The following is a 6,495-nucleotide window of genomic DNA, read 5'->3' as shown; positions in this document are numbered from 1 at the left end:
CCTAGGTTCTCTCGGGGTCCTGCGTGACTGCGGCAGGGAACATACCTCGTTTGTGCAGGTCAGGCGTCGTCGGGCGCCACTCTGGCGTGGGCCACAGGTGTGGTCCTAGTGTTCACACCCGTCGGAGTGTGGCCGGTTGAGCCGGGTCATCAGCTCGCGCTGGGGCAGTCCCGCCGGCCAGTCCCACAACGGCACCTCCGGCTGTTCAGGAATCTGCGCTTTTGAAGCTGAGTGTGTCTGCTCCGCTCTTCCACTGAAGGGTGTCCTGGCTGAAGGTCATTTCTACCGGACGTTTCAGGAATTCCAGGACCCACTGGTCTTGCCGGCCGAGCTCCTCCGGGCACCCTATAGCGCCGATGGCAAGGTCACCGGCGGTCATGGCGTTCCCGGCGATTTCCACTGGCCCGCTAATGGGCGCGCAGTTGGTCCTCACGCTCAGGTAAAGGTCCCCAGTTACGGAGTTCAGCTGGACCCTGAGGCTGCCCGACGCCACCCACGGCAGATTCCTTCCACCCGCTGTTCCGGAAGTGCTCGTATAGATGGCACACGGGGCCGATGGCAGGAACGCCGCACATGTTTCCTGGGGCGGGTGGAGCTGGTCGGGGAGGCAGCGGAAATCACAGGGATGGTCGGGGCGGGACTGAGGCTGGTCGAGGAAGGAGACGATACGGAAGGACCTTGTCCGTCCGAAGTCTGGGCTCCGCAAGATGTCATTAGTGTGCCGATCAAGACGAGAGGAACACCATAGTTCCAGGCCCCAGTGCGCTTCATTGTGCTCCCTTGAAGGTGGACGCTGCTGGGAGCCTATACGCACGCAGCGGCTTTGTCTTGAAGCTGGCCCAGAGGCCGTGTCACCAGAGGTGGATCCGCTGACTGTTGTAGCCACAGCCGCGCTCGGCTGACACGAGTGTGGCTTGGTCTTCGCGAACGCCCCATACCGGTCCCGGCCGCGCCTTCACCAGACAGACGAAGTCATGCGTTCGTCTCCACCCGTAGGACATTGCCAAGGGCTTGTGGGACTCCGGCAACGTCCCACGGCCTATCCACATCCCAGGTCACCTCGGGGTCCGACGGGACTCCGGCAAGGGAAGAGACCTCGATTGTGCAAGTTAGGCGTCGTCGAGCGCCACTCTGGCGGGGGCCACAAGAGTGTGGTCCTAGTGATTGCACCCGTCGGGGTGTGGCCGGTTAAACCGGGTCATGAGCTCGCGGTTGGCTGCCCGTGCCGCGTCGAGCTCGTCGTCGCGTTCTGAGAGTTGCCGGTGTTGTTCTGCGGTGTGTTGTTCCAGCTCGGTGACGCGGCGGTGCAGACGGTCGACATCGTCGGGGGCTCCGAGGCCGGACTCTCGCCACACCTGTTCGCCGAGATGCTCGGACAGGCGCTGGCGGAGTTGGGCGTTTTCGCGGGTCAGGCGCGTGATGCGGTCATGAGCGTTGGCCAGGTCGGCTACGAGGGATGGCCTGCTGACGCAAGGGCCTCTGGTGCTGGCGGTGGTTGGTTCGGCGGCCTTGAGGAGTACCGCGGCGTGAAGATCGCGGTGGCGATAGAGGAAGCTGCGGTCCACCCCGGCGCGGCGGGCGATCGCGGAGATGCTTATTTCGGTGCCCAGATGGACAGCTTGCTCAAGCGCGGCGAGAACACGTTGCCGGCATCGTGTGCTGTGGGCTTGCCGGGCCGCGGCGATGCCGTTGGTGTTATTGTTCACGGTCTCTCCAGTCCCGCGCTGGTATCGGGCTTGCCCCTGATGGCAGGCATACCCAGACTGGTGACCTGGCGGGTACGCCGAACGGCCGAAATGGCGGCGGCGATGTCGGCTTGTTCGGCGGGGGCGAGCTGTTCAAGATGTTCCCCGACCCGGTGCACGAGTTCTTTCACCCGGCGGATTTCTTCCTCTGAGGGTAAAGCTTCTGTTCTGGCCCAGTTTTCGAGATCGGTGGTGGCCAGCACGCGTTCGCGGTCACGGAGCAGGTCATGCAGGTATGCCTTCAACTCGGGCAGGTGCGAGGGATCGGTGTGGAAGTGATCGCAGCCGACGCAGCGAAACCGGAATGGACAGGACCCACCCCTGCCTGGACGTTGGAGGGTTCGTGACAGTTGCCGTAGGGCACCGATACCTGGCCGAGCGTGTGGCGCGCGTGCTCGTCTTCGAGTAAAGCCTGGGCGTCTCGCCAGAGGTGGTTGCCGTGCCGGTCAAACCGGTGGTCGGCCAGCCGGTCGACCGCGGCACGGCGGCGTTTCTCGCCGACCTGGTAATAGGTCTGAGTCGAGCTCAACAGCTCGTGGCCCATCAGCTCGGCGAGTACATCGAGCGCGACGCCGGCGTCGGCGTGCCGTTGCGCGTAGGTGTGCCGATAGGAGTAGGGCGTGATCGTGGTCAGGTCGTAGCTGCTGCCGTCGGAGCGCCGGAGAGGAGAGGGCAGCGAAGCGATCCAGCCGCGGTGGGCCCGGCCGATGCGATGCCGGGCCATCGGACGCCGGCCGTCCGGGTCTTCGTCAGAGGGCAGCAGAACCAAGGACGCCGGGTTGCTGTCGGGGAACCGCTCCCGGATTGCTTTCTGTTGGGTGGTGATTAGCTCGGCGGTCGCCTGGGTGATCGGAAGCCGTCGGCCCGGCCTGTTGTTCTTGAGGTCGTCGTAGACCAGGACATAGTTCTCGTCGTGGTCGCGGTCTATGCAGTCCCAAGGCAGGTTCAGGATCTCGCCGGGACGGCGGCCTGTGTCGATGAGCAACTCGATCGCAACAGCCAACCCTTTGGGCATGCGCGTGCGCAGCAGCGGCAGGGCATCGCAGAGCTGGGCGAGGATCTCGGGAGGCAGCGACCGGTTTGGAGTTTGCCGGTCGGGGCGCCGGGGAATGTCCTCGCGCCGGAACGCGAAGTCGTCAGGCAGCCCGCTGAGCGGGTCACCGGCACGGGTCAGGCCGAGCAGCCGCATCTGACGCAGCGCATGATGAGCCTTTCGACAGCTCAGGGATCGGGACAACGCGGTGATCTTCTCGCAATGCTCCAGGTAGGTGAGTCGCTGCAGAAACAACTCAATGTCAGGGCGGCCGAGGTCACGGATGATCAGGCCGCGGTCGCTTCGATGGGCGCGCAAGCTCTCTGAGAGCCCCGCCAATGCCGCCACGTGGGCTCTCAGCACCGTGGTGGCGCCCTCGCCCCGACGATGTATCAGGTCGTGTATCGCCCACCGTTTCGCACCCTCGCGTAACCACGGTTGGCTTATCGCCGTGAAGTCCAACCGTCCGCTGTGGCCAAACAAGGACATCGCCCAAATGTCCTTGGCCTGTTCTGCCTCCAACGGGTCCTCGTGCGTCGGCGTGACCAGAGCACGGGCTGGCACGGCGGTCACCTCGTCACGTTCCCGGTGACGTGGCGGCCCGGGGCTACCCGCTCCACCGCCGCGCGCAACCGCTCCGGTGCCGGATGGACATACACCTGGCTCGAGCTGATCGAGGCATGGCCGAGGAGCTCTTGGACCTCGTCGATGCTCCCGCCGGCGTCCAGGACGTTGCTGGCAAACCCATGACGCAGCGCATGCGGGTGCACGGCCGGATCCAGACCCGCCCGGCGGGAGGCCGCGGCCAGCAATTCGTTTACCGCAGCGGGAGTCATCGGCGCGCCGATGGGCGCCCGGAACAGGTTCACGAACAAGAAATCGCTCTCACCTGCCGCGGTATTCATGGCTCTCTCGGTGAAGTACTGGTCGTGGGCATACACGACCAGCGAATCCACCGGGACGATCCTGGAGTGCCGCGATTTTGCCCACGCGCCGTTAGTGTTCTGCCTCCGCACCACGTGCAGGTGAGATCCGGGGAAGCGACAGCCCAAGGACGATGAGTCGACCAGGAAATGGACGTCCTCACGCCGCAGTCCAACCAGCTCGCCGCGACGCAATCCAGCCCGCGCGAGCAGCATCACCAGCAGCCGGTCACGCGCCGAGAGGCATGCCCTCAGCAGCGCGAGGACATCTTCATCGCGGGCCCGGTCAGGCCGTTGCCTGATAGCAGGAACCCTGTGCCGGGCCTTCATCCGCAGCCTCCAGACGCCGTCCTCGCCGCGCGCCTCAGCCGGCAGATCCTGGCTATTGGCAAGCTCATAAAGATGACCCAGCACTCCTCTCGGAGCGTCGCCGTGATCCACCGCGAAGGCCAGGAAGCCCCGCACCCCTGCGAGCACGCAGTTGATCCGCCGCGGTCCTCGGACCGCAGTCTCGACCGCGCCGCCGGTTGTTGTCCCCGGCTGCGACGGGGAGTGGCGGAGCCACAACACGAACGCCGGCATCTTCCCCGCAGCGGCCCGCCAGTCTTGCCCGGTGGCCGCGCACCACGATAGATAAAGTGCGACCGCGCCCGCATAGGTCTTAGTCGTCGACTCGGCAGCATCACGCCCGAACCGTAAATACCGCAGATATGCATCCGCCACAGAAATGACCAGCAGGTCCTCGCCGATCACTGTCCAGTAGCGCATTCCAGAAGGCATCTGGACCGGAAAAGTTCGCATAGTCATCTCCTACGCCAATCATGAACGCCATCACGACGAACACCTGACCGACACACGGAGAGAACCCGTCGTCCACCAAGCAAGCGATCCAACTTGTGCCACAGTCCACCACAGGTGGTCGGACCCCTATAGAACCTAGGAAGTGGAACGGCCGCGGCTCGGGTCTTTTGGCCGACGTGAGTGCCGCCCAGTAGCCTGCTGAGGTGATTGAGTACGAGCAGGAACTGACAGGTGGTAATGCTTCGGAAAGTGTTGTTCGCATTGGCAACACTGTCAGGAAACCCTGGTTAGAAAATTCGGCTGTCGTGCAGAACTACCTTGCTGAGCTCCGCACGGCCGGGGTGGACGTTCCTGAACCCCTAGGGCGGGACGAAGATGGCCGGCATGTCATTGAATACGTAGAAGGCGTATCCGCGCTGGATCAGTTACCGCTCGGACACGCTGAATTGCTACGGGTAGGCCAAATGATCCGGCAGATCCATGACGCGAGTGAAACAGTCGCGATTCCCAACGTGGACGGTTGGAATCCGCTGTTACCTGCTGAGAATCCGGACTTGATGTGCCACAACGACCTGGCCCCGTGGAACCTCATCATGGGGGAGCGCTGGGTATTCATCGATTGGGACGCGGCCGGCCCGAGCACGCGGCTTTGGGACCTAGCCTATGCGGCACAGTCATTCGGCGTGCTGTTTGACGGGCAGCCTGTGGACGAAGCCGCGCTGAGATTGCGCGCAGTTGTTGACGGGTACGGAGCTGGTGCCACGCTACGCAAGGCTTTGCCAGCCGCTATGGCCAAACGAACAGCGGCAATGTACGAGCTTCTGGAGTCCTCACACGAGACCGGGTTCCAACCTTGGGCCGACATGTACGTCAATGGCCACGGCGAGCACTGGCGTGCTGCCGCTGAATACGTCCTTCGCAACCAAGCCGTCTGGCAACAAGCGTTGTAGGAGCGGTTTTCCTCGGAGGGTGTTCCGCGCCGATGAGCGCCGCGGACACTTGCAAAGAATTCAAGGCTCTGGCTGCATCTTTTTCTGGGGGTCCAGCGGGCATGTCCCAAGAATCGCGTAACAAGGTAACTGGGCAATATGCCGATCTCGCCTCCAAGTCCCCAGAAGCCTTGAAGAGCGATACGAAAATCGTCGCCGACTACCTTAAAGTGTTGGTGGCCGACGGCAACGTCAGTGAGGCGAACCGGCTCCAAGACGAATACAGGCTGGCCGAACGGCGCATTGGGGCTGCCTGCAACGCCGTGAGCTAGACGGCTCCTTGGCGGTACTGCCAACCTCCGGCGACCCGCACGATTCAATCGCTCAGGGCAGACTAAATTGCCCGAGTAGGGGCCTAGAAGGCGTCTCGCACCCCTGTATAAGTTCCCTTGGGCGACGTATCGCTGCCTTCCAGAACCGCCAGGGCTGAAGACAAGCGATTCTCGAGTGATCCAGTGAGGACGTGGATTGGTTTGGAGCAGAGCGACAATAGTTCAAATAGATGCTTGCCAGCCTCCTCCTGGAATCGGTCGCTTATGGGTGCGCCGTCACGGGGTAGGGGGAATTCGATTGGTATGAAGAAGATCTGGTCATATGCCTTCTCTGTGTAGGCAAGGGCTTCTTCGGTGAAATCATCGATCAGGCTGAGCTGGATGTTTGCGGTGGCGGAGGGGTTGGGATCCTCATCTTGATCGGGAAAAATGCCGAGGCTGAGGCGTGTGGAGGCGTAAACCCACTCGTGAAGGACGGAGCCGTCCGAGATGATGTCAATTGCTGAGTGTTCCTGAACGATTCTCTCGGTGTAGCGTCTCTGGCTTAGCCGCAGCACCTCCTGATTTGTGCAGTCTTGGAGGGATTTGGTTATCCCTGGAAGGGGATTGTGCATTGGAGTAGGCACCGGAGCGACCAAGGGTGTGCGGGCCTCGAGTGCTTTTGTCAGCGTGGTTTTTCCGACGCCGTGGGCGCCGACTATAGCAAGTTTCATAGGGTTCCTTTGTTGGTTG

8 protein-coding genes are annotated in these 6,495 nt (G+C 62.8%); 2 read left to right on the top strand and 6 right to left on the bottom strand.

Annotated elements, in window-relative coordinates; translation table 11 throughout:
* Window positions 1-205: 205 nt before the first annotated feature.
* The 5 genes from ACQCSU_RS22060 to ACQCSU_RS22040 all read right to left on the bottom strand — a co-directional run bounded on the left by ACQCSU_RS22060 (window position 206) and on the right by ACQCSU_RS22040 (window position 4,502).
* Window positions 206-433 (bottom strand): META domain-containing protein, encoded by a 228-nt coding sequence (locus ACQCSU_RS22060; protein WP_426980033.1) that lies wholly within the window; start codon window positions 431-433, stop codon window positions 206-208.
* 724 nt (window positions 434-1,157) lie between these two features.
* The gene (locus tag ACQCSU_RS22055) at window positions 1,158-1,706 is read right to left on the bottom strand and encodes a DUF6262 family protein (RefSeq protein ID WP_426979982.1); all 549 of its coding nucleotides are present in this window, start codon (window positions 1,704-1,706) and stop codon (window positions 1,158-1,160) included.
* Window positions 1,703-1,990, bottom strand: coding sequence for a hypothetical protein (locus tag ACQCSU_RS22050; RefSeq protein ID WP_426979981.1), 288 nt, complete (start codon window positions 1,988-1,990; stop codon window positions 1,703-1,705). The genes ACQCSU_RS22055 and ACQCSU_RS22050 overlap by 4 nt, the downstream gene beginning before the upstream one ends.
* Window positions 1,987-3,300, bottom strand: coding sequence for a tyrosine-type recombinase/integrase (locus ACQCSU_RS22045; protein ID WP_426979980.1), 1,314 nt, complete (start codon window positions 3,298-3,300; stop codon window positions 1,987-1,989). Before ACQCSU_RS22045 ends, ACQCSU_RS22050 begins: the two co-directional genes overlap by 4 nt.
* Window positions 3,301-3,347: 47 nt before the next feature.
* Window positions 3,348-4,502, bottom strand: a complete 1,155-nt coding sequence (locus tag ACQCSU_RS22040) for a tyrosine-type recombinase/integrase (RefSeq protein WP_426978556.1) — start codon at window positions 4,500-4,502, stop codon at window positions 3,348-3,350.
* Between the two features lie 203 nt (window positions 4,503-4,705).
* Between ACQCSU_RS22040 and ACQCSU_RS22035 the strand changes: the two genes are divergently transcribed.
* Both ACQCSU_RS22035 and ACQCSU_RS22030 read left to right on the top strand, forming a co-directional pair.
* Window positions 4,706-5,452 (top strand): phosphotransferase, encoded by a 747-nt coding sequence (locus ACQCSU_RS22035; protein ID WP_426979979.1) that lies wholly within the window; start codon window positions 4,706-4,708, stop codon window positions 5,450-5,452.
* A 32-nt stretch (window positions 5,453-5,484) separates the two neighbouring features.
* A complete protein-coding gene (locus tag ACQCSU_RS22030; protein WP_426979977.1) occupies window positions 5,485-5,763 on the top strand; it encodes a hypothetical protein in 279 nt (92 codons plus the stop codon).
* A gap of 83 nt (window positions 5,764-5,846) precedes the next feature.
* On the opposite strand, the gene ACQCSU_RS22025 is transcribed toward ACQCSU_RS22030, so the two are convergent.
* A complete protein-coding gene (locus tag ACQCSU_RS22025; protein ID WP_426979976.1) occupies window positions 5,847-6,476 on the bottom strand; it encodes an AAA family ATPase in 630 nt (209 codons plus the stop codon).
* Window positions 6,477-6,495 lie beyond the last annotated feature (19 nt).

This window comes from Pseudarthrobacter sp. O4 (assembly GCF_050157025.1).
Lineage (GTDB): Bacteria > Actinomycetota > Actinomycetes > Actinomycetales > Micrococcaceae > Arthrobacter.
This window is presented reverse-complemented; position numbering and strand designations above follow the sequence as displayed.

What these genes read in the sequence shown, in the direction of transcription:
- ACQCSU_RS22040 (WP_426978556.1), bottom strand. Translation starts at nt 4,502, where the DNA reads ATGCGAACTTTTCCGGTCCAGATGCCTTCTGGAATGCGCTACTGGACA.
- ACQCSU_RS22030 (WP_426979977.1), top strand. Translation starts at nt 5,485, where the DNA reads ATGAGCGCCGCGGACACTTGCAAAGAATTCAAGGCTCTGGCTGCATCT.
- ACQCSU_RS22025 (WP_426979976.1), bottom strand. Translation starts at nt 6,476, where the DNA reads ATGAAACTTGCTATAGTCGGCGCCCACGGCGTCGGAAAAACCACGCTG.